The organism is Microcystis aeruginosa NIES-2549 (assembly GCF_000981785.2).
Lineage (GTDB): Bacteria > Cyanobacteriota > Cyanobacteriia > Cyanobacteriales > Microcystaceae > Microcystis > Microcystis aeruginosa_C.
In genome coordinates, this window is record NZ_CP011304.1 from 978,235 (window position 1) to 1,000,983 (window position 22,749).

The following is a 22,749-nucleotide window of genomic DNA, read 5'->3' on the forward strand; positions in this document are numbered from 1 at the left end:
GGGGCGTGGCGCCGCCCCCAAACCCCCCGCGCATTAGTTTTTCGGTGAGATGCTTACACGCAGCTGCTAATACATCTGTAATAATTTCAGAGTCACTCCACTTGCAAGAGTGCCTCTCCTGATATGTAGCTTATACTCGACGGATTTAGTATGAATAATTAGAGTTTGCTGAATAAATCTAAAAACCTTGTTGGATAATATCTTTAGGCTTTTTTGAAATCAAAAAGTTCCGGGCCTGGGAGTGATCGGGGAGAAAATTTAGGCACTTTTTCCCTGAAAATTAGGTAATTGGCCACCTCAAAACCAGTAAAACCCCACACCCCACACCCCACACCCTGCCCCCACGAAAAAGTTTTTCAGCAAACCCTAATTAGAAGATATCCTCATCGGTAAGGGCAGTGTTATAATCAGTGGTATTCATGGCCAATAATTCCCACAAATTTATGAATCAAAAAGTCGTTATTCTTGCCACTGCTTCCGCTAGTTTATTAACCCTATTAGTTACCACTAACTCCGTACAAGCTGCCCCAGAGTCCTTTCATCCTAGTTTCAATACCGAGAACTTAGGTGACATGATTATCGCCAAGACAACCGGGGAAGAAAATCCGATTTTACGTCATCTTAATTGTAGTTGTGCCACCTGTACGCAATCCCTTAACTCCTCACTCAATTGATAATTTTCCGCCCCAACGATCCTGGGGGATAAAAGTCCGCTCTAGATTAATTTTTGCCACGGGTTCCGTGAGGGTAAATTCTCCCGATTCGATCAGTGCTTTTAATTCTAAAGCGGCTTCCCGGGACAGGGAAATACTGGCCAAAGGAGCCACCCTCACACTTTTTCCCTCGATCATAATCCGACCGCTTTTTAGTTTAGCGTAGGTGATTAAACCAAAGGTAGGACGGACTCGCCGGGGAATGGAAAAATCCACCACTGGGGCGACAATTTCCTCATCTTTTACGGCACAATGTCGAACGATTTCCTCGCTTAAAATCGGAATCGGTACCGCTACCCCTAACATTAAAGAAGCCCCATAATTTTTGAAATAACAACCCCGCACCCAGCGAGCATTCATTTGTTTAGCATCACCAATTAAGGCTAAGGTGGAAGCTGGGCCAATAGGAGTTCGATTTTGTAGGCGTTTTTGTAGGGGAAAATGTTGGGTTCCTTCCCAGGCAATATAACCGATTCCTCCTCCCAAAAAAATGCGCGTACCGATGCCGATAGCCTCTAAATCCGGGTCATTTAACAGGGGAGAAATTGCCCCGGGGTTAGAATAAACTGCATTACCTAATCGCGGCTGTAGTGGTCCTAAATAAGTATATAAAGTCCGCTCTCCTCCATTGACTCCGACGATAAAATTCTGGTAGAGATTCCGAGGATTAAAAAGATAAAATTGATTGATAGTATCCTTAGAAATAATCGTTTCAAAAGAAGCACGAGGATAACAATCGGTGGCCTGGCCGACAGCACGCAATGGCAGCGATTTTCCGGCGATTAAATCCTCAATAATATGTCCGCCGCCCCTTTCGGGATTTTCTCCCTCTAAATTCTCATTTTTGGCCGCTAGATCACTAATAGCACTGGCTCCTAAATATAAATCCACCGCCCCAAAACCAGCATAAGCAGGAATCCCATCTAACCAACATTGACGAATTTTTATCGGCGGATCTGTCTGACCTAAATTAATAATTGCCCCCGAAGATTCCATCGGTTCAAAGGTTCCCGTACAAACCACATCTACTTGGGAAAAAACCTCCTTAATTCCCATCTCGGTAACGCGGCTTTTTAATTCCTCTACTGTCCAGACTACAGCCGTTTTTTTTGCGATCTTGTCGTTGATTTCAGCGATTGTTCTCATGATAAAAATTGGCAAGATGGGGGGTTAGGGAGCTTTTTGCTGTTGTCAGTAAACAGTAATCAGATTTGAGTTTTCAGTGAGTGGTATTAACCGAGCAGTATTAAATGGCGGTGACAGTGCTGTTTTTTCACTGATTACTGATTACTGATCACTGATCACTGTTATAAGATGAGAAAGGGAAAATTTACGATCGAAGCTTTTCTATGACAGTTACACCCGTTCCGGCCTCCTTTAATCCTGTTTCTGGTCTAGTTAACCGTATTCTCGGCATAAAACCGCTTTTTGACATCGCTCGCTATCAGGCCCGCAATATGATGATTAAAAGAGCCGAAAAACTAGGCGTACCTTGGCGGGAAACCGTCAAACAATGGCAGCAACGGGATTGGAGTCGGGAACTGCAAGCGGTAGAAAATCCCGATCTCGTCTATCCCGAATACTACGTTTGTTCTTTCCACGCTTACGAAAAGGGCAATTTAGACTGGTTGCCAGCTTTTGAGGTAGAATCTGCCGCCTATGCTGTTCATTCTACCATCTGGCCCGGGGCGGGGATTGACGGCGATCCGCGATTGCGGCGGGAATATCACCGGATATTGAAGGAGCAAATCAAGGCAGAAATTAACGATATTGTCGATTTAGGCTGTAGTGTCGGCATGAGTAGCTTTGCGCTACAAGATACTTATCCTCAAGCCAGGGTAACTGGGTTAGATCTCTCTCCCTACTATTTAGCTGTTGCCCAATACCAAGCTCAACAAAAACAAAAGACGATTCAATGGCAACACGCGGCGGCGGAAAAAACTCAATTACCCAGTCAGTCCTACGATCTGGTATCTTCGTTTTTAATGTTCCACGAACTACCCCAACAGGCTACTAGAGAAATTTTCGCCGAAGCGCGTCGTTTATTGCGATCGGGAGGTTATTTGACGCTGATGGATATGAATCCGCGCTCGGAAATTTATCGAAAAATGCCCCCTTATGTCCTAACCTTACTCAAGAGTACCGAACCCTATCTCGATCAATATTTTACTCTCGATATCGAACGGGCATTAGTTGAAGCCGGGTTTCAAGCACCGATCATTACCCCCACCAGTCCCCGACACCGGGCGATTGTTGCGCGGGTTTCCGAATCATAATTTTGAGGTAATCAATGAAGATAATTTTTCGTCAAAGCTGGACAAGGATATTAACTATTGTCCCTCTCTTCCTGTTAATTTTTGCCAGCAAAACCCTCGCCCATCATGCCATGGCAGGGGAAACTCCTGATAATTTTTTGAAGGGATTTTTATCGGGTTTAGCTCACCCGGTTATCGGTTTAGATCATTTAGCTTTTGTGGTGGCTAGTGGTTTAATTGCTGTGGGGATGGAACAGGGTTTATTAATTCCGATCGCTTTTGCGATTGCCACTTTAATCGGCACAGGCATTCATTTACAGGGAATAAATTTACTTTTTCCTGAGGGGATTGTTGCCCTTTCTGTGGTGATTTTTGGCGTGATTTTAACCCTAAAAAAAGGTTTACAAACTCATTCTAATCTCTATACGATCGCTCTGGCAACTCTGGCAATGATTGCGGGAATTTTTCACGGTTATGCCTACGGAGAATCAATTATCGGGGCGCAAGTTGCCGCTTTAGTTGCCTATTTAATCGGTTTTACCGTCATCCAATTAGCGATCGCATCTGGTGCTTTTTTCCTTGGCAGTGTCATCAAGGAAAAATTAGCCAAGCAAGCAACTCTAATTAGCAAGTTAATCGGATTGGCAATTATGGCGATCGGTACAACTTTTTTAGTGGGAATTAAGTAAATTAATCTCGGTGGGGCTAATTATTAATGGCTCTCTTGAGGTTATGGGATCGAAGAAAGGGCGTACAATATACGCCCCTGCCAAACAAGTGCGGGAGAGCCGCTAAATCAAAAATAATCCTGATTTCTACCCCTACTATTTTTTTAGGTTTCCGAGGGGAAGTAACCAAACAGTTTTTTATAATCAGAGGCCAGATATCCTCGGTGAAAAAAACCTAATTCTTCGGCAATTTCATAAACTAATTTTGTCTGATTATTTTGGTTAAGAGATTGATGTAAAGCATTAAGACGAAGCAATTTAAAATAATTGTAAGGAGACATTTGATAGAAGTCTTTAAATATATATTCTAAGGTGCGTTGACTTACTTCTAAGTCTTGACAAATCGCTGGAATAGTCAGATCAGAACGCAGATTTTTTCTCATCATTTCTTCTGCTTTTTTGAGGATAGAGGTACGTCTGATAGCGTTTTTAGGGGTTTTAATATCTTTGGTTACTGCTAAAGTAAAAAGAAAATCTTTGACAATTTCTTCTTTTAATTTTTGACTGACAAAATTCAATCTTAATGCTTTTCTTTTCCCAGATATTTGTTGACGATCTAAATTAAATAGCATTTGATAAAGTTGATGACAAGATTGTTGGAGATGACGAATTTTTTCCGATGGGCAAATCACAATAGAAGAAGCAGAAGAATTTAAAAACTTTTTGGCTTCTGGTAGCTCTAAAGTTTGGCACAATTGTTGCAGATAATTATCATGAACGTAAAGCTGAAAACGATTAGAAAAAGGATGCTGAAAAACGGAAATTTCTGATTTAGGGGGTATAATCCCCAGATAGTTATTTTCTAATGGATACAAATTTTGGAAGAAGACAGAATTCACCTGAACAGGAATCGCAAAAACCCACATTTTAGAATGGACTACTCCCGCAACATTCGTTAAACAATTACGTTGCGATAATTCTAACATCACTTCATCGATGATGATCCTTGAAAGATACCCTTCAAAATTATCGCCACTGAGTTGTAAAGCATCTAAGTTGACAAATTCTCGATTCTGAAAATAATGAGAAAAGTCACAAACATATTCACTTTTAAAGGTTAATTCCTGAGAATTAATTAAAATATCGGTTTTATTGTCAAAAATAAACATCTATCTATATATAACTATTTGGTTATTTAGTAAAGTTAAAATTTTTTTTGCCCATCAATTTAAAAACTTGCGTTTTTTGGATCATCTTAGCATAAAAGACTGAGTAGTATGAGTTACAGCAGAGTTGATTTGTTAATTTTGTCCATCAGTGTAATTCCAGTTAAATCTCTCACTTTTTTCCGTTATCAATTACTAAGGAGATTTCGATGACTGAACAATATATGCCCCTTGAAGATTGCTCTGGGTGTGCGGTATTGGGTGGAGAATTCCGCAATTACGTCACCTGGCATTTTCTAATGACTCAAAATATACCACATTTAGCTATACCTATTATCCAGGGGTATCAGAAATTTACGAGGCTGTTGCTCCTAATATTAGCACTCGTTTCTATGCCATCGAAGCAACTATTGATTTCTCCAAAGCTAAAGGGTGCTTACAAGGTGTTCTGATGGCGCACGAAGGATGTTTTGGTGGACATAGTTTCTACATCTATCAGGGAAAACTATGTTAAGCTGTTCAAAATTTAAATAGCGTACAATAGAAATAGTAACCTAGTCAAATATTAATAGCCATGCCAGCCCCTAATCACTTAAATTCCGAGCAAAAAGAAAAATTACAAAAGGCATTAAAAGAAGAAAAAAATGCCTGCATTCGAGAAAGAATTTTGATACTATTGTTGTTAAATGACGGAAAAACTCAAGTCCAAATCTCTCAAATCATTGGGTGTTCACTGCGCACAGTATCCTATTGGTGTGTTCATGGAGATGCGGATAATTTAGATAGTTTAAAAGACAAGAGAATGGCGGGTAATTATCGAAAAGCAACGGAAGAGTATATCAAAATATTGTTAGAGACAATTGACAAAAATCCTCATGAAATGGGGTATGAATTTAGTCGTTGGACAGCCAAAAGATTAGCCACTTATCTAACAGAACAGACAGGAATCAAGTTAAGTAGTTCTCAAGTCATGAACATTTTAAAAAAAAGTCTATATTTAGGCAAAATCTAGTTTATAAGATCGACAAACCCTTGAAAAAACAAGAGAATTTAAACAGAAACTAGCGGAATATTTAAAAATAGCAAAAGAAGAATTAAGCTCAATTTCTGGTTCTTCGGTTTGTGTGATGCCATGACGGGAGTTTTAAGGGATGAAATCCTTACAGAAAAAGGCATTCGGCGATTTTTGTCAATTGTTTTCGTTCTAGAACGAACTAATCAATTAAGTCTCTTGCCAAATAAGGATTTAGTCGATTTATGCCACCCGATCAAACCATACCAAGTAACGAAGAACCCAATTTCTTTTATCGCTTTGACTCATTGTCAGCTGTAGAACATTTAAATTGGTTATTTAGGCAAAGGAACAGGGAACAGGAAAAGGGAGGCTCTCTCTCAACAAATTTGGGAGGCTATTCCCTTAAGTTGACACCAATGATCCTATGCGCCCAAAATGTAATATAGATATTTCTACAAAATTGAGATGCACCCATTCAAGATTACCCTTCAATCCAAAGTAACGGAACTAAATCATCGACAAAGCAGCATAAATCCGCAAAATCATGAGGATATTGATTAGACATTCTCTTAAAATCATGTTCTGGGATTGTTCTCATTTTTACCCCAGCAAGTTTTTGAAAATTTGTTACTGATTTAATCTGTTTATAATTATCGGTAGAGGTGATAGAGATTATCACTCCATTACAAGCCATTTCCCAATGATTATTATAGGAACGATTCTGACGAGCTAGGGCTTTTTGTCCGCGACTGCCTATTTGAAACTCTTCTGGCCCCCTGATTCTTCCCCAAGGTTTTCTTCTAATCTTAAAACTGGTATTTATATGATTATTTTCTTGAATAAAATTTTTAATCTTTGCGGCTGTCCCTTTCGGAGAACAATCTGTCCAGTCATATTTCAAATGAATATGTGGTAGCTCTTGAGAAGTTTGTGGTTTAAACCCAATAATGATTAATCGTCGAGAAAATTCCCTGAGAAAATTTTGGAAGACTAACTCTGATGGTACAATTTGTGGAGATTTAACTTGTGTTCTATTTAGCAAAGGTTGAAAATGTTTAATTAGATATAGTTCAATTTCATTTAATTCTTCATTATTGCAAACTTGCCAAGCTATTCTTACAGGATAATCTTGATTAATTTCTTGTAATTGATATATACGATGGTGATTTTTCCAGCGATTTAAAAGATTGACTGCTTGACCAATATAAAGAATTCTATTTTGAGAATCGATAGCAAAATATATGGCCGAACAATCAGGAAGTTGATTTAAATTATCTAGTTCTACTGAAGACATTGCCAAAGGATCGAGCAACATAAACCTAGTCTTATTTTATTTCCAATATAATAATTTTCTGTAATTGCTATCAATTATAAGTCATTATTCGCTTAATTTTTTAAGGCAAGGGTTTTAAAATTGCTGTAACCTTTATCCTGTATACTTTTTAGCGAATAAGGTAAACAGAACAGTGGCGATTCCTTAACCTCAAAATAGTCTTTTTGTATTAATAAATATTCTAGTAGAAGGCTCAATGCGTTTGCTAGACTGCATTTGAGACAATTTATCAAATTTTCGGTTCCAGAAATGAGCGAACGGTGAGTTAGAAAATTCATGTCAGCGAAGAAGTCCGTCAAGCTGTGGGAGAAGAAGGAGCCTAAGATAGTTTATTTACATCCTTACTCTCTCGACTTTACCTCGATTGAAAACTATTGAAAATTTTTGCCCAAAAGCCAAGTCTATCTTGGGAAAATTACAACCGAAAAATTATCGAGATTTAGACAAGGCTCTCGAAGAAGCTTTTAAGGCAGTCTCCAAGAAAGACACCCGTAATTGCTGCAATCACTGTTGTCATTATACCTCATCTGTCTGAGAAAGGCTGTAAGTATTTATAAAGTAAAATTTAAAATAAATAATGTCGTGGGTTGGTAGAGCTAAAATACTATATAAGATTTAAGGGAGTGTGGGCGGAATTCTTCTAATCCCGATACCTGACAGGACTCCACCGAGAAGTAACTATTTTTTAGAGCCAGAAAATATAATGACAGAAATTTGGGGATCCCTATTTATTTTTTTAGTCTGTCCCATAATCGGGGGATTGCCTCTGATCGATTGGATAAATTATCTAGTAACTGGACGTAAATTATCCCAATTAGGGACCGGTAATATCGGTGTAACTGCCGCCTTTTATCATGGGGGTAAATTAGCGGGAATTTTGGCGGTAATTTCGGAAGCAGCCAAGGGAATTATCGTTATTTTCCTAACCCGTTTCTTTTTTCCTACCGGCTCTCCTTGGGAATTATTAGCTTTAATTGCCTTAGTCGTGGGGCGCTATTGGTTAGGAAAAGGTGCAGGAACGACTAATGTTTTCTGGGGATTAATCGTTCACGATTTTGTCGCTGTTTTTCTCACCTCAATTATCAGTGGGATTAGCTTTACTATTTTTCGAGAAAAATCTACGGGTAGATTGGTAGGATTATTTTTATTAGCTTTAATTCTCACCTTGCGCCGTCCCCACGATTTAGGTTATATTATAACTGCCATTGCTTTAGCCTGTCTATTAGGGGCAATTTTTCAAAAAATAGCCGACGATTTAGACTTACCCGAAGCAACTGTTAACAATGAATCAAAAACTATGTTTCGTTTTTTTCGTGGAGATCGATCGATCCAAACTCTTGATGACAATCTAGCGGCTTTAAAAGTGGGACAAAAAGCCGCCACTCTATCCTATCTTAAGCGTACCGGTTATCCCATTCCTAGGGGTTGGATTTTACCACCAGGAGATGATCCACAACCCTTAATAGAATCTCTTCATCCTGATATTAATCATCCCTTAGTCGTGCGATCTTCCGCTATTGGAGAAGATAGTGAAACCGCTTCATCTGCGGGACAATATACTACAATTCTTAACGTCATCGATCAAGAAAATTTAGCGGCGGCGATTTTAAGTTGTCAAACCTCCTATAATAGTCCTAATGCCGTTAATTATCGACTCGATCGAGGTCAAGAAAACACGGCCATGGCTGTGTTAATTCAAGAACAAATTCGAGGAGTTTTTTCGGGGGTTGCCTTCAGTCGCGATCCGATTAATCCTCTCAGTTTAGATGTAGTTATTGAAGCTTTACCCGGAGATGCTACCAGAGTTGTATCGGGGAGAATCACCCCCGAAAGTTATCGAGTTAATTTAGAAGAAGATATCATCATCGGAGCGGGAGATATTCCCCCGGCTATTATTCAACAGGTAGCTAATCTTTGTCGGCAATTAGAAGCCCTTGATCATGGCATTCCCCAAGATATAGAATGGACTCATGACGGACAAAAATTATGGTTATTACAGTGCCGTCCTATCACCAATTTACAGCCAATTTGGACAAGAAAAATCGCGGCTGAAGTTATCCCAGGGGTAATTCGTCCCTTGCCTTGGTCAATTAATCGCCCCTTAACCTGTGGAGTTTGGGGAGATATTTTCAGTTTAGTTTTAGGCAAAAAAGCCCTCGATTTGGACTTCAATGAAACAGCCACTTTACACTATCAAAGAGCCTATTTTAATGCTTCTTTATTAGGAACAATTTTCCGTCGCATGGGATTACCTCCAGAAAGCTTAGAATTCCTGACCAAAGGGTCAAAGTTTACCAAACCACCTTTAACGGCAACCTTGGCTAATTCCCCCGGTTTATTAAAACTTTTAGGACGGGAATTACAGTTAGAAAAAGACTTTAGCCAAGATCAAAAAAACTATTTTATACCGACGCTCGAAAAAATTAACGCTACTTCCCTAGAAACTTTATCTTCTGGGGAGATTTTAGAGCAAATTGAGGAGATTTTAAACGTCTTAAAAAAAGCCACCTATTATAGTATTCTTGCCCCTCTTAGCTTCGCTTTGCGTCGCAGTATTTCCCGAGTACCTTTTGAGAAATTGGATAACTCCCAAGCACCAGAAATAGCCTCGATGCGATCGCTATCTGAACTGAGAAAAAATACGCTCGATCGAGATTTTGACTCGGCTTTTTCCCTCTGGTTAGAAACCTACGGTTATTTAAGCGAAGTGGGGACTGATATTTCGATACCGAGATGGCGAGAAAATCCCCAAGAGCTGCTACAACTACCCTTAGATAGTCCGGGCAATAATAGCCATAAAAAAGTTAAATCTTCCCATACTGTCCAAAAAAGATTAAATATCAAAAACCAAGGGACTGAAATTTACTCCCGTCTTTTAGCTCACCTACGCTGGCATTTTCTCGCTTTAGAAACCCTCTGGTTACGGCAGCAAATATTATCGGAGACGGGAGATATATTTTATCTAAATTACTCAGAAGTTATCCAGTTAGGTCAGAATAATAAAATCGCCAATCTTAAGCAAATTATCCGTCAGCGTCGCCAACAATTCCAAGAAAACTCTCAATTAACCGATATTCCCTATATCGTTTATGGACAACCCCCGAAAAAAGAATTTTTAGTCTCAAATTTAACTGCCAAAAAACGCTTACAGGGAATTGCCGCTAGTGGGGGGACCGTGGAGGGACGAGTCAAAATTATGCCAACCTTACAAAATCTAGAAATTGCCCCTAATACTATTCTCGTTATTCCCTATACTGACTCAGGATGGTCCCCTTTATTATCCCGGGCTGTGGGCATTATTGCCGAGGTGGGGGGACAATTATCCCATGGTGCTATTATTGCCAGAGAATACGGAATTCCGGCGGTTATGGATGTGCATCATGCCATGAAATTGTTAAAAGATGGTCAATTAATTCGTCTCGATGGCACTCAAGGAATTATTGAAATTCTCTAGGCATTAGGGGACAGGGTGTAGGGTGTGGGGTGTGGGGTGTGGGGTGTGGAGTGTAGGGTGTGGAGTGTAGGGTGTGGGGTGTGGGGTGTGGGGTGTGGGGTGTGGGGTGTGGAGTGTGGGGTGTGGGGTGTGGGGTGTAGGGTGTGGGGTGTGGGGAGAATCAATAAAAATAATCTCCTGACTCCTAACTCCTGAATACTGACTCCTAACCCAATGTTGGTCAAAGATAAGCAAAAATTATTTATTTACTCCAAAAACTTGAGAATATTTAAATTAACATTTCGCAATATTTACAAATTCTTAAGAATTAATTGAGAAAGATTTTTATTTAACAACGATGTTATGCTGGTTACAGCGATTTTACTGAATTTCATAATGGGGTATTCTATGCTTTTTTGGGCAGCAACGGTTGAAACCCTTGCCACACCTAGAAGGTAATCCTCATTAAGACAGGTAAATGAGTCAATTTCACCCACAACGATGATCTTTTTTTTGTGTAGTTTTATTGCAAAAAAAAAGTTTTTTTGACAAAAAGCACAAAGTATGCGTTATGAAGTGGGGAAGTGGGGTAATGGGGTGATGGGGAAGTGGGGTAGTTCGGAAGTTATCTGCTATTTTCCAATAAAAACCTTCTTTCTGCCCGAACAATTGCCTCTCTAGTGGCTAAAACTGCCTCCCTATCCACCGAAAGAGAAGTCACACCCCAAGCAATCAGATCATCGATAAGTTCGGGATACTGGACGATAGCCATGCCGCAAACCGAACAGGGAATCTGTAAAAGTTTTGCCTGAGTGATAATTTGTTTTAAGGCCGCTCTGACTGCGGGATGACGAGCGTTAAAATATTCTGAGAAATCTTCTCGATCGCTACCTAAAAGTAATTGAGTTAAATCATTAGTGCCAATAGCGATCAATTGTACGCCCGCTTGCACATAATCCCTCAATTGAAAGATTACCCCCGGTACTTCCACCATTATCCCCAATTGGAAAGAAGGGACTTGAGTGAGTAAAGCCGACTGTACCCGTTGCCGGCAGAAAATAAATTCCTCAACCCCGCGGACAAAGGGAAGCAGTAAATTAATATTGGTGGTGCCGGTGGTTTGTACCCGTCGTAAAGCTTGCAATTCTAGATCGAATAGAGTCGGATCTAATATATAACCATGGGTTCCCCGACTGTCTTTAGCCGAATCTTGAGCATCAAAAGAACGGTAAAATAAAGGCTTAGGCTGGATACTAAGGGCAAATTGTGCGATTAAATCACTTAATCTCTCGATCAATGCTTCTTGATGCTCTGGCGTTAACCATTCTTCTAGATTACGCTGAGAAAGTAACTCTAGAATCATCCATTCTGAGCGCAATAAACCGATCCCATCAATAGGCAGTTCTTGGATTCTGGCAATACTTTCAGTTTGACTGAGATTAACCATCAAACGGGTAGCGATTGCCGTCCCGTCGGTTTCTCTGGGGGGTGGAGGGGGCAAGGAAATCTGTTCCTGAGATGCTAGAGAAATAATTCCCCTCGTACCATCTACTAAAATTATCTCGCCTGAGCGGATAATTTCCGTGGCATTTTTCACCCCGACAATGGCAGGAATGGCTAATTCCCGGGCTAAAATGGCTCCATGGCTAGTTAATCCCCCCTGTTCCGTGATCATTGCTCGAATTTGGCGTAAATGGGGCAGTTTTTTCGGAGGTAAATTAGTAGTAACCAGAATGCAATCCTGAAAATTTGCCTCTGGGGAGTCGAAATTGCTGATCACTTTTGCCACTCCCGATGCCAACCCTGGGGATGCCCCTAATCCTCTTAAGGGATAATTGGAGGTAGTGGGGGTGATTTCCTGACTGTGACAGTTGAGAATATAAATTTGACCATCCAGCATCATCAGCCATTCTATGCTGGTTAACGTCGGTTTTTCCGCCAGTAGAGATTGAATCAGTTGACAAAGGCGATCGAGGGCGAAATTATCTAAACAGTAGCTTTCCTGTAAACTGGGTGCTAATAATTGTGGTACGAGCAGATTACTGTCACTATTGAGATAATAAGCCCTGGATTTATTGCCTAATTGCCGACTGCGTAATTGACCAGAGCGATCGATAATGTAGGTATCCGGTGCCACTTCTCCATTAACTAAACTGTGTCCTAAACCCCAAACCGCCTGAATTTCCCAGTTATCCTCATTAATCAACACATTTCCCGCACAATTGGCTGGTAATAACGGTTGTACCAGTAAAGATAATTGAATGTTTTCTAAACCAATTCCCATTTTTCGCCAATAAAATAGACTTCTGGCGGTGAATAACTCCGCCCAAGCTTGTTTTAGAGCATTTTCTAGATTATCTGCTTTAATTCCACTGATGGGGGCGGAAAATAAACCGAGAGTTCGCCGAGCCAGATTAGCTGGTAGGGAAAAGCGCCATACTAGGGTAGCCATGGATAATTGTGCCACGGCCGCCTCTAGTTCTTCTAACCAGAGAGGAGGAATTTCCGCTTGTAAAATGGCCCGCCGACTCTCTCGCGCAACTAATTGCAGAGCTTTGGCGTTATCTACGTCTAAATAGAGGGAAGATTGCGGAAAATCAGTCAGAAACGAGTCAGCATTGTCGATAGTTTCCAAAAATTCCGCAAAAATGCGGTTAAAAATGGCAAATCCCCTGATAATTGGGTATCCTCGTTGGTGCAATTCACTGGCAATAAAAGCTTTTTCCCCCACCAGGGGGCGATCAGAAGCACTAATGCGATCGAGCCAGCAGAGAATGGTCACGCGATTTGTTAAGAATGGTGAAAGGATTCTAAAATCATTGTGTGATTTTTGTCGCTTTTTATTTTTATCTGCTACTGTAAATTACTGTCACTGTCTTGAGGATTATGTCGTCATTAAGGAAAAAACCCTTAACCTAGACGATTGTGCAGTTCTTGGAGGGCTACTTTAGTCTGTAGAGGGTCTTCAACTAATTTAGCGATAGGAATTTGATGAGTCCAAGTGTCGTAAAAGGCCTTAATTTTATAGTAAGAGCCTGGAAAGACAAGATGGGGAATATCAAGCAGCAGACATAAAATATGAACATGAAGACGATTAGTAATCACGATCGGATATTGTTTTAATTGATAGATGCCACTGTGCATTAAACTCCATGATTTCTGATGGAGACGAGGATTATCTATGTCCTTAAAGACAGAAGCGTAGGGATGAAAAAGTTCCCATTTTTGGCGAGAAAGCCATTGATTAGGAGTAGCTAATCCTCGTTGCCAACCCTCGCGTATAAGTCTAGCCAATCCGGGGATATAAACCCATTTTTCGGGCAGTTTATTCATCCATTGAAGGGATATCCAATCTTCCACTACTAAATCGGGAATCTCTAGCTTAGAGGCAGAAAAAGCCGAATTTCTCTCTGTATCTACTCGATCGATATAGAGAATTGAGTTCTTAGTCGCTGTAATATTAGGCAGGGCAGGTAAATTAACCATTTCAAAAGCCATATCCGGGGCTTTAATAATGCGACAATTGCCAAAATGTTCCCCGGCGATAGCATAGCTATAATCGTCGCGGACAAAAATGGTTAAATCGGGATGGGAGTTGAAAATTTTGGCAGTTTTTTGTAGATTTTCCTGGGATTTAAAATAGATGGACTGGGGTAAAATAAAGATAGGTCGATCATGGTATCTGGCAATAATTTTTTCCCGACAATTTTGATACTTTGCCCAGAGATCTCCTAGATTTCCACCTCCAGTAAAAATAATCGGAGATTTCCCTGCTTTACGCTCTAGATCATCCTCAGAAAAACTATTAGCATGGGCAGTATATTTAATTTTAATTTTCGCAGTTTTACTTAAATAGAGAATGTCCCCTAACCAGATTAAATGATCTCCAAGATTAGAATAGTTCGGATAATCTAACAATGCACATTCTTCGAGGGAACGGAGTACAGACAAAGATTGATGTAAAGCATCTTTTACATCCTGTGGAGTTGACAAATTAGGCATTTTAGTCACTTAAATATTTTCAAGGTTAAGATAGATCAGGAAAAAAATCTTTTCGCTTTACTGATCATTTTATTTAGTTTTCGATTTACTTTAGTTAAGGGACTCGGTGACTGAAAATTATCGGGTTTTTGTTCAGGATTTTTGAGAAAACGATAGTGTATAAACGTATCTCGATAACGAATATCTATATCTTCCCCCTGACATAAACGAGTAAATCCAGCTGAAGAATAATTCATATAGTGAATCCTATGAATAGGTTTGAGTCCTTCTTGATTATAAAGAATGCCATCAATTTCCACAAAGGGATCCGCATCTGCACAGTTCCCTGTCCTGTCTTGACCATTAGGACTTAGAGTAAAGTTAAACATGGAATAGTTAGTGTGGAACGTCAGATAACTGAACAGTGCCGAACTAGACCACCAACAGCGATCATACACCCATTGAATCTCTTTTTTCTTGGTTAACCTTTCCTTGAGTACATCCATTTCTGCGGGGGAAAAAAGCCCAGATTTAGAACCAAAAAAACTGTCACAATGAAGTTTAGGGCGAATATCAGCCTCTGATAAACCAGTCGCTTGTTTGATCGCTTCCAAATCCAATTCTGTCGAAAATCTTTTTTTGTTGTGTTCCCAATCATCAAAAACTAGATCATAAACATCGAGCTTTTCAAAAATTTTATCTAAGGGTTTCATTGCTAAACTATCGGCATCAAAAAAGACAAATCTATCAAAATCACCGTCAAAAGCCGCAAATTTACGATGCACAAAACCCTTATACCAAGCGGGACGCTCTAAGGGTTTTGACGCTTGGGAATGATACTCCCATACCTCGTTAACAAAACCATCCCATCTAGCGAGAGATTGAGAATTATTAAAAAGAGTTACTTGGGGTCGAGAATCAATTTCTTTTTTAGTCTTTTCTAGGCGATCATTATAGGGAATTACACAGACAGGAATATCGGAACCAATATTCTTTTCAATACTGTTAAGCAGTGCAACCAATTGGTCATAAACAGTGTCATTGGCTAAAGTATATATTCCTTTTGAGAGCATGACATTTTTGGTTAAGTAACACGGATATCATACAGAAAATGTTGAAATATTGCAAGCTGTTCTCAAACCTGTTAGGTAAATACTCACTGGTTATCGTCGTTAACACTGCCCCAGAAAGTGGGCAAAAAACCGCTAAGATAGGATTCGGACAATATTCGATCGCTGCGAGAAATTCATGGATACACCTGCGAAAGTTTTGTTAGTGGATGACGAACCGGGGGTTCGTGAATCTGTGCAAGCATATCTACAGTACGGGGATGACTTCGAGGTAAGAACTGCTAGTAATGCTAACGAAGCCTGGGATTTACTCAATCAAGAAATTCCGGAATTAGTCATCTCCGACATTATGATGCCGCAGGTGGATGGCTATCAGTTTCTCAAGAAATTGCGCGAAGATGCCCGTTTTCAGACAATTCCCGTGGTTTTTCTCACCGCTAGGGGGATGACCAGCGATCGCATTCAGGGTTATAATGCCGGTTGTGATGCTTATTTATCCAAGCCTTTCGATCCCGAAGAATTAGAAGCATTAATCAAGTCTTTAATCGAGCGCCGTCGTCAATCCTTGCAAGCCACCAGCGAAAACGCTAAATTAGAAGAAATTGCCCGAGATATCCGGGAATTAAAACAGCAGGTGGGACAACAGAACACTTTTACTACTACTCCCCCCCCAATTAAAATTGATCTGACCCCCCGGGAACAAAGTGTTTTAGATTTAGTAGCGGAGGGATTGATGAATAAAGAAATTGCCAGTCGTCTAGAAACCAGCGTCAGAAACGTAGAAAAATACGTCAGTCGCTTATTTAGCAAGACTGGTACTAATAGTCGCACGGAATTGGTACGTTTTGCCCTAAAACACGGTTTAACCACTTAGTATAGCAGCTAGGGACAAAGTAGCGGACGGGAGTAGTTTATTAGCTGACGATGGCAGGCAACCCAATTACCGATGGAAAAACAACTTAAATATATGTCACGGCAAACCGTGCCTTGGAGGATAGCGTTATCCTGTTGAATTTATCCTAGAATTACTTAGTTCTGGCATGACTATTGCCGACATTTTAGCCCACTACGATGATATCGAAAAAACTTTGTGTCCTTTGTGTCTCAAGTATCCCCCGGAAATCATCAGTAGTTGGACAAGATTAAAGTTAACCGTCGGGAAAGTAATGGCAAATAGGCAATAATTAAACTTCTTTAACTAACACTCCATTCAGAAAAATTTCGGCAATACCTTCGGCCATTTCTTGTAAAGCGAAGGGGGAAGCATTGCTATCTAAAATAGTTTCACTGGAAAAACCAGCAATTGCGAACATTCCTAGAAAAACCTGGGCCACAATTTTCGGATTCATGGGACGATAGATACCACGATCGATCGCTGTTTGAAAAAAAGCCTCGGCCACATCGGTCATTTTAGCAATTACCTCCGATTGAATTCGCTCTTTTAATTCGGGGTGAAATTGCGCCTCTATAAAACAAACTCGCAATAAATCGCTATTTTCTCGCATTCTCAACACCCTACGCCGCATTACCTGCGCTACCGCTTTATAACTGCCCATTTCGCTCAATTCCGTCAGCAAGTCGGTGAGAATATCCACCCATCCCCTAGTGGCCACTTCGATTAAAATCGCCTTTTTGTTGGGAAAATAACGAAATAAAGTTCCTTCTGCCACATTTGCCTTTCCTGCTAGGTCTTTGGTCGTGGTTCCTTCATAACCCTTGGCGGCAAATAAACGTAAAGCGGCCTGTAGAATACGACTACGGATATCTTCTTCCCCAGAATTGGTCTCATTTAGGGAACGTCGAAAAAGACTTTGCATGATCATTGACAGCTAGAAGGGGATAGAGCCATTGTCATCGATCAAGTCAGGTGTTGACTCAAATGCTTCATAAAATTTTGAGTAATTGGGTTGAGGGGTGAGGGGTGAGGGAAATGGGGAAATTCAACTAAACCCCACTTCCCCAACCCGAATGTCTTTTTTTCTTTTCCCTTGGGATAAGATTGTGATCGATCGAGTTTAGGGAATTTTTATGACGACGGAAAGTTTAGCGACTTCAGAAGCAATAGAGTCAATGACCGATGAATTTCTGGCTAGTACAAGCAGTCACCAAGAAATGATTGAAACAGTTATTTCTACTCTGCAGCAGCATGATACTGCTATGGTACAACACACAGAAAAAGGTTATCTGTGGAAGTTTCAGTATGGTAGCGTTGAGGTGTTTGTGCAGTTAACTGGGGAAAGCGATGATGATTTTCTCACGGTGTGGTCTTCTGTGCTGACATTGCCTGTTAAGGATGAATTGGGATTAACCCGCAAGTTATTAGCGATGAATTGTGCCGAAACCTTTGAATCTCATTTTGCCATTATGAATGATCAGGTGGTGGTGATTTCTCAGCGTACTGTGGCCGATTTGTCTCCTGGGGAGATTTCGCGAGCAATTACTCTCGTGGCGACGGTAGCAGATAATAATGATGAAATGTTACGAGAATCCTTTGGTGGCAGCTAAAATTTGGCGTTATATCCCTCCAATTATCTCATCGGCAGAGCTACAAATGGCGATCGATTCTTGGTTACTAGAACAACACCGTTGTGGTCATCATCCCCCGACTCTGCGTTTTTATCAATGGTCGCCCCCAGCTATTTCCTTGGGCTATCATCAAGGACAATATCCAGATTTTTGGCGTAATTTGACTTGGCAAGGTCAAAAAATCTCCCTAATTCGTCGTCCTACTGGTGGACGGGCCGTACTACATCAGGGGGATTTGACTTATATGGTGGTAAATTCGGGGATGAAGGGGAATGTTAGGGAAGTTTACCAGCAAATCTGTCAATTCTTAATCACAGGCTGGCAAAATCTCGGTCTAGAATTGTCCTACGGTGCTGCCGGCCGGGGATATATCCATTCTGCTAACTGTTTCGGTACGGCTACCGGTGCGGATCTAGTCGATAATTGGGGCAATAAATTTATTGGTAGCGCCCAACTGCAACGGGGTTCCTCGATTCTCCAACATGGTTCCATGGTGCTAGAGCAAGATCATTCGCTGTTTGAACAAGTTTTCGGCAGTTATGCCCCTCAAAAGGTCAATTTAGCCCCAGATTTGACCCTAGAGACAATTATCGCTACCCTGAAAACCGCCGCCGAGGAATGCTTTGATTGTCAATTGCTAGAGCAACCCCTCGAGGATTGGGAATGGCGATCAATTAAAAAAATGAATATAAATACTCATTGACAAAAAAACTTTTGTGTGTATAAAAAATCAATTATGAGTCAAGTTGTATAGATTTGTAATTTTTTGCTAATAATGAGTAAAGGTAGATAGAGGCCGCAAGGAACCAAAATCTTACCAAACTCGAAATTATTGTCTAGCTTGTGCTAGTTTAAGAAACGTTAATCTTTTACAGTTTGTGAGGATTAACAGGCGATCGCAGCCAGTTTAGTCAAGCTAATCCAGTCAATCGATCGCCCCATCTTATAAGACAATGGGAGTAATCCCAGACTCAAAAAAGTTAAGAAATCTTGCCCGTGATTTCAGTTAAGCAAGAGGAAAAATACCCATGACCATTGCTGTCGGACGCGCCCCAGAAAGAGGGCTGTTTGATGCTCTCGATGACTGGCTCAAAAGAGACCGTTTCGTCTTCATCGGTTGGTCTGGTTTACTACTCTTCCCCTGCGCCTTCATGGCCCTAGGTGGATGGTTAACCGGCACCACCTTCGTCACCTCCTGGTACACCCACGGGTTAGCCAGTTCCTACTTGGAAGGCGGCAACTTCCTGACTGTAGCCGTCTCCACCCCCGCCGATGCCTTCGGTCACTCCATCCTCTTTCTCTGGGGACCGGAAGCCCAAGGTAACTTCACCCGTTGGTGTCAAATCGGCGGTTTATGGCCCTTTGTCGCTCTCCACGGTGCTTTCGGCTTGATTGGCTTCATGCTACGTCAGTTTGAAATCGCCCGTTTAGTCGGCATTCGTCCCTACAACGCCCTTGCCTTCTCCGGTCCGATTGCGGTGTTCGTCAGTGTCTTCCTGATGTACCCCCTCGGTCAGTCTAGCTGGTTCTTTGCCCCTAGCTTCGGCGTGGCTGGTATCTTCCGTTTTATTCTCTTCTTCCAAGGCTTCCACAACTGGACCCTGAACCCCTTCCACATGATGGGTGTAGCCGGTATCCTCGGTGGTGCGCTTCTCTGTGCTATTCACGGAGCGACCGTAGAAAATACCCTGTTTGAAGACGGTGAAGGTTCCAACACTTTCCGAGCTTTTGAACCCACCCAAGCGGAAGAAACCTACTCCATGGTGACTGCGAACCGTTTCTGGTCGCAAATCTTCGGCATCGCTTTCTCCAACAAACGTTGGTTACACTTCTTCATGCTCTTTGTCCCCGTGACTGGTTTATGGATGAGTGCTGTGGGTGTGGTTGGATTAGCGCTTAATCTACGGGCCTATGACTTCGTTTCTCAGGAATTGAGAGCGGCGGAAGACCCGGAATTTGAAACCTTCTACACTAAAAATATTCTGCTTAACGAAGGTCTGAGAGCTTGGATGGCTCCCCAAGACCAACCCCACGAAAACTTTATCTTCCCTGAGGAGGTTCTCCCGCGTGGTAACGCTCTCTAATATCCCTACCGCTAGTGGTCGTGACCAAAGTTCCACCGGCTTCGCTTGGTGGTCTGGTAACGCTCGTCTCATCAACCTCTCCGGTAAACTGCTCGGCGCTCACGTCGCCCACGCTGGTTTAATCGTTTTCTGGGCCGGGGCGATGACCCTGTTTGAAACCGCCCACTTTATCCCCGAAAAACCGATGTACGAACAGGGTTTAATCCTGCTTCCCCACTTAGCTACCCTCGGTTTTGGGGTCGGTCCGGGTGGTGAAGTAGTCGATACCTTCCCCTACTTCGTCGCTGGTGTTCTGCACTTAATTTCTTCGGCTGTACTCGGTTTTGGTGGTATCTACCACGCTATCCGCGGACCGGAAACCCTAGAGGAATACTCTAATTTCTTCGGTTACGACTGGAAAGACAAAAACCAAATGACCAACATCATCGGTTATCACCTGATTCTCTTGGGTTGTGGTGCGCTGTTGTTGGTATTTAAAGCCATGTTCTTTGGCGGTGTCTATGATACCTGGGCCCCCGGTGGCGGTGATGTCCGCGTCATCACTAATCCTACCCTCAACCCCGCAGTTATCTTTGGTTATCTGACCAAAGCTCCTTTCGGTGGCGAAGGCTGGATTATCAGCGTCAACAACATGGAAGATATCATCGGCGGTCACATCTGGATTGGCTTAATCTGTATCGGTGGCGGTATCTGGCACATTCTCACCAAACCCTTTGCTTGGGCGCGTCGCGCTTTCATCTGGTCTGGAGAAGCCTATCTGTCCTACAGCTTGGGCGCTCTTTCCATGATGGGCTTTATCGCCGCCGTTTACGTTTGGTTTAACAACACCGCCTATCCCAGTGAATTCTACGGTCCGACCGGTATGGAAGCTTCCCAAGCTCAAGCTTTCACCTTCTTGGTGCGTGACCAACGCTTAGGCGCTAACGTCGCTTCTGCCCAAGGCCCCACCGGTCTAGGTAAATACCTGATGCGCTCTCCCACTGGCGAAATTATCTTCGGTGGTGAAACCATGCGTTTCTGGGATTTCCGCGGTCCCTGGTTAGAACCCCTCCGCGGTCCTAACGGTTTAGACCTCGACAAAATCAGAAATGACGTACAACCCTGGCAAGTACGCCGCGCGGCTGAATACATGACCCACGCTCCTTTAGGTTCCTTGAACTCTGTGGGTGGGGTTATCACTGACGTTAACTCGTTTAACTATGTGTCTCCTCGCGCTTGGTTGGCTACCTCTCACTTCACCCTCGCCTTCTTCTTCCTGATTGGACACCTCTGGCACGCTGGACGCGCTCGCGCCGCCGCCGCCGGTTTCGAGAAAGGAATTGACCGCGAGACTGAACCCGCATTGGCAATGCCTGACCTCGACTAATTTCGGTTAGTTCGATGGCAGCGGCTCCCGTCTAGTTGGCGGGAGCCTTTTTGTGGTTAATATCAGACATTGACATCCTCAGACGCGGCTAAAACACTCTCTAAAGCCGATAATAATCGTTGATTTTCTGCCGGTAAACGGACAGCGACCCGAAAATAATTGCTGCCCAATTCGGGGAAACTGAGACAATCGCGGATAAAAATTCGATGATATTTTAATAAAGCTTCCTGTAGGGGTAAACAGGAAGATTGAGATTGTACTAAGAGGAAGTTAGCGGCACTGGTTTGGGGCTGTAATTGCGGAAATTTAGCTAATCCCTGCCATAAATCCTCACGGGCTGCCGTTAACCAATCCCAAGTTTGTTGTTGAAAATCCCTATCTTCAATTCCCGCAATAGCGGCAACCACAGCCAAATTATTCACCGACCAAGGATCGCGCCATCTTTGCCATTGTAACAGGCGATCGGGATGGGCGAGGACGTATCCTAGACGTAAACCGGGGAGACTGTAAAATTTAGTTAGGGAACGCAAAATCACGAGATTGGGATATTCCGGCAACAGAGATATTAAACTCTCCTGTTGTTGGGGGGGTAAAAAATCCATAAAAGCTTCATCCACTACCACCAAACCAAATTGCGATAGATAGGGACGAATGGCCGCCACCGTCCAGAGTTTCCCCGTGGGATTGTGGGGATTATTGAGTAATAAGCCTTGTTTTTTGGGATTAAACGGCTTTAAAGTGGTTAAATCTAGGGAATGTTGGCAGATTTTCCCACCAAAACTTTTTAAGGCCCGTTCGTAATCGTTAAAAGCGGGCGTTAGTACATAAACACTATCAAATGAGGCCAATTCCCGACCGGCCCAGGTTAATAACTCAGCCGCACCATTGCCGGGGAGAATCCAATCTGGGCCGATATTGTGCCATTGGCCGAGGGCAGAACGCAACTGCCAATACGCGGGGTCAGGATAACGAGTCAGACTGGTTAAATGGCTTTTAATAGCGGTTAGGGCGCTTTCTGGCGGACCGAGGGGGTTGATACTGGCAGAAAAATCGAGAATAGAGGAAACCGGACAGCCGGCAATGGCGGCCGCCCAGTCAAGATTACCACCATGTTTAGGTCTAGGCAAAAGACTTACAGC

At 42.2% G+C, this 22,749-nt stretch carries 18 protein-coding genes and 1 pseudogene; 11 read left to right on the forward strand and 8 right to left on the reverse strand.

The window, feature by feature from the left end; translation table 11 throughout:
• Positions 1-443: 443 nt before the first annotated feature.
• On the forward strand, positions 444-674 hold the full coding sequence (locus tag myaer_RS04685) for a hypothetical protein (RefSeq protein WP_046663607.1): 231 nt from the start codon (positions 444-446) through the stop codon (positions 672-674).
• On the opposite strand, the gene myaer_RS04690 is transcribed toward myaer_RS04685, so the two are convergent.
• Positions 663-1,859: a homocysteine biosynthesis protein gene (locus myaer_RS04690; protein ID WP_046661160.1), complete on the reverse strand. Its 1,197-nt coding sequence runs from the start codon at positions 1,857-1,859 to the stop codon at positions 663-665. The two genes, myaer_RS04685 and myaer_RS04690, sit on opposite strands and share 12 nt — an antisense overlap.
• Positions 1,860-2,062: 203 nt before the next feature.
• Here myaer_RS04690 and myaer_RS04695 point away from each other — a divergent pair, with 203 nt between their 5' ends.
• Together myaer_RS04695 and myaer_RS04700 are read left to right on the forward strand one after the other, a co-directional pair.
• Positions 2,063-2,989 carry a class I SAM-dependent methyltransferase gene (locus myaer_RS04695; RefSeq protein ID WP_046661161.1) on the forward strand — a complete coding sequence of 309 codons (927 nt, stop codon included), beginning with the start codon at positions 2,063-2,065 and terminating at the stop codon, positions 2,987-2,989.
• Positions 2,990-3,003: 14 nt separating this feature from the next.
• On the forward strand, positions 3,004-3,657 hold the full coding sequence (locus myaer_RS04700) for a HupE/UreJ family protein (protein WP_046661162.1): 654 nt from the start codon (positions 3,004-3,006) through the stop codon (positions 3,655-3,657).
• A 143-nt stretch (positions 3,658-3,800) separates the two neighbouring features.
• Here myaer_RS04700 and myaer_RS04705 read toward each other — a convergent pair whose 3' ends face one another.
• Positions 3,801-4,805, reverse strand: a complete 1,005-nt coding sequence (locus myaer_RS04705; RefSeq protein WP_046661163.1) for a helix-turn-helix domain-containing protein — start codon at positions 4,803-4,805, stop codon at positions 3,801-3,803.
• Between the two features lie 571 nt (positions 4,806-5,376).
• Between myaer_RS04705 and myaer_RS04715 the strand changes: the two genes are divergently transcribed.
• On the forward strand, positions 5,377-5,814 hold the full coding sequence (locus myaer_RS04715; protein WP_046661165.1) for a helix-turn-helix domain-containing protein: 438 nt from the start codon (positions 5,377-5,379) through the stop codon (positions 5,812-5,814).
• A 484-nt stretch (positions 5,815-6,298) separates the two neighbouring features.
• Here myaer_RS04715 and myaer_RS04720 read toward each other — a convergent pair whose 3' ends face one another.
• On the reverse strand, positions 6,299-7,132 hold the full coding sequence (locus myaer_RS04720) for a GIY-YIG nuclease family protein (protein WP_046661166.1): 834 nt from the start codon (positions 7,130-7,132) through the stop codon (positions 6,299-6,301).
• Between the two features lie 721 nt (positions 7,133-7,853).
• Here myaer_RS04720 and myaer_RS04725 point away from each other — a divergent pair.
• Positions 7,854-10,604 (forward strand): glycerol-3-phosphate acyltransferase, encoded by a 2,751-nt coding sequence (locus myaer_RS04725; protein ID WP_046661167.1) that lies wholly within the window; start codon positions 7,854-7,856, stop codon positions 10,602-10,604.
• A 604-nt stretch (positions 10,605-11,208) separates the two neighbouring features.
• Here myaer_RS04725 and myaer_RS04740 read toward each other — a convergent pair.
• The 3 genes from myaer_RS04740 to myaer_RS04750 all read right to left on the reverse strand — a co-directional run bounded on the left by myaer_RS04740 (position 11,209) and on the right by myaer_RS04750 (position 15,637).
• Positions 11,209-13,365, reverse strand: a complete 2,157-nt coding sequence (locus myaer_RS04740) for a putative PEP-binding protein (RefSeq protein WP_046661168.1) — start codon at positions 13,363-13,365, stop codon at positions 11,209-11,211.
• Between the two features lie 128 nt (positions 13,366-13,493).
• The gene (locus tag myaer_RS04745; RefSeq protein ID WP_052734162.1) at positions 13,494-14,585 is read right to left on the reverse strand and encodes a polysaccharide pyruvyl transferase family protein; all 1,092 of its coding nucleotides are present in this window, start codon (positions 14,583-14,585) and stop codon (positions 13,494-13,496) included.
• Positions 14,586-14,620: 35 nt separating this feature from the next.
• A complete protein-coding gene (locus tag myaer_RS04750) occupies positions 14,621-15,637 on the reverse strand; it encodes an Npun_R2821/Npun_R2822 family protein (protein WP_046661170.1) in 1,017 nt (338 codons plus the stop codon).
• Between the two features lie 175 nt (positions 15,638-15,812).
• Here myaer_RS04750 and myaer_RS04755 point away from each other — a divergent pair, with 175 nt between their 5' ends.
• Positions 15,813-16,508, forward strand: a complete 696-nt coding sequence (locus myaer_RS04755) for a response regulator transcription factor (protein ID WP_046661171.1) — start codon at positions 15,813-15,815, stop codon at positions 16,506-16,508.
• 91 nt (positions 16,509-16,599) lie between these two features.
• Positions 16,600-16,818 (forward strand): annotated as a pseudogene (locus tag myaer_RS04760) (DUF433 domain-containing protein).
• Here the strand turns inward: myaer_RS04760 and myaer_RS04765 are convergent.
• Positions 16,819-17,451, reverse strand: a complete 633-nt coding sequence (locus tag myaer_RS04765) for a TetR/AcrR family transcriptional regulator (protein WP_046661172.1) — start codon at positions 17,449-17,451, stop codon at positions 16,819-16,821.
• A 211-nt stretch (positions 17,452-17,662) separates the two neighbouring features.
• Between myaer_RS04765 and myaer_RS04770 the strand changes: the two genes are divergently transcribed.
• The 4 genes from myaer_RS04770 to psbC all read left to right on the forward strand — a co-directional run bounded on the left by myaer_RS04770 (position 17,663) and on the right by psbC (position 21,610).
• The gene (locus myaer_RS04770; RefSeq protein WP_046661173.1) at positions 17,663-18,139 is read left to right on the forward strand and encodes a YbjN domain-containing protein; all 477 of its coding nucleotides are present in this window, start codon (positions 17,663-17,665) and stop codon (positions 18,137-18,139) included.
• On the forward strand, positions 18,102-18,863 hold the full coding sequence (locus myaer_RS04775) for a lipoate--protein ligase family protein (protein ID WP_046661174.1): 762 nt from the start codon (positions 18,102-18,104) through the stop codon (positions 18,861-18,863). The genes myaer_RS04770 and myaer_RS04775 overlap by 38 nt, the downstream gene beginning before the upstream one ends.
• 325 nt (positions 18,864-19,188) lie before the next feature.
• Complete coding sequence (gene psbD / locus myaer_RS04780) at positions 19,189-20,244, forward strand: photosystem II D2 protein (photosystem q(a) protein) (RefSeq protein WP_002737445.1); 1,056 nt, start codon at positions 19,189-19,191, stop codon at positions 20,242-20,244.
• Positions 20,228-21,610, forward strand: a complete 1,383-nt coding sequence (gene psbC / locus myaer_RS04785) for a photosystem II reaction center protein CP43 (RefSeq protein ID WP_002790427.1) — start codon at positions 20,228-20,230, stop codon at positions 21,608-21,610. Before psbD ends, psbC begins: the two co-directional genes overlap by 17 nt.
• A gap of 62 nt (positions 21,611-21,672) precedes the next feature.
• On the opposite strand, the gene cobD is transcribed toward psbC, so the two are convergent.
• Positions 21,673-22,737, reverse strand: coding sequence for a threonine-phosphate decarboxylase CobD (gene cobD, locus myaer_RS04790; RefSeq protein WP_046661176.1), 1,065 nt, complete (start codon positions 22,735-22,737; stop codon positions 21,673-21,675).
• Between the last annotated feature and the right edge of the window lie 12 nt (positions 22,738-22,749).

Coding starts and splice junctions, on each gene's coding strand:
- psbD (WP_002737445.1), top strand. CDS start 19,189: ATGACCATTGCTGTCGGACGCGCCCCAGAAAGAGGGCTGTTTGATGCT.
- myaer_RS04690 (WP_046661160.1), bottom strand. CDS start 1,859: ATGAGAACAATCGCTGAAATCAACGACAAGATCGCAAAAAAAACGGCT.
- myaer_RS04750 (WP_046661170.1), bottom strand. CDS start 15,637: ATGCTCTCAAAAGGAATATATACTTTAGCCAATGACACTGTTTATGAC.
- myaer_RS04775 (WP_046661174.1), top strand. CDS start 18,102: ATGATGAAATGTTACGAGAATCCTTTGGTGGCAGCTAAAATTTGGCGT.
- myaer_RS04715 (WP_046661165.1), top strand. CDS start 5,377: ATGCCAGCCCCTAATCACTTAAATTCCGAGCAAAAAGAAAAATTACAA.
- myaer_RS04685 (WP_046663607.1), top strand. CDS start 444: ATGAATCAAAAAGTCGTTATTCTTGCCACTGCTTCCGCTAGTTTATTA.
- myaer_RS04695 (WP_046661161.1), top strand. CDS start 2,063: ATGACAGTTACACCCGTTCCGGCCTCCTTTAATCCTGTTTCTGGTCTA.
- myaer_RS04755 (WP_046661171.1), top strand. CDS start 15,813: ATGGATACACCTGCGAAAGTTTTGTTAGTGGATGACGAACCGGGGGTT.
- myaer_RS04705 (WP_046661163.1), bottom strand. CDS start 4,805: ATGTTTATTTTTGACAATAAAACCGATATTTTAATTAATTCTCAGGAA.
- myaer_RS04720 (WP_046661166.1), bottom strand. CDS start 7,132: ATGTTGCTCGATCCTTTGGCAATGTCTTCAGTAGAACTAGATAATTTA.
- myaer_RS04700 (WP_046661162.1), top strand. CDS start 3,004: ATGAAGATAATTTTTCGTCAAAGCTGGACAAGGATATTAACTATTGTC.
- myaer_RS04765 (WP_046661172.1), bottom strand. CDS start 17,451: ATGCAAAGTCTTTTTCGACGTTCCCTAAATGAGACCAATTCTGGGGAA.
- myaer_RS04725 (WP_046661167.1), top strand. CDS start 7,854: ATGACAGAAATTTGGGGATCCCTATTTATTTTTTTAGTCTGTCCCATA.
- myaer_RS04770 (WP_046661173.1), top strand. CDS start 17,663: ATGACGACGGAAAGTTTAGCGACTTCAGAAGCAATAGAGTCAATGACC.
- myaer_RS04745 (WP_052734162.1), bottom strand. CDS start 14,585: ATGCCTAATTTGTCAACTCCACAGGATGTAAAAGATGCTTTACATCAA.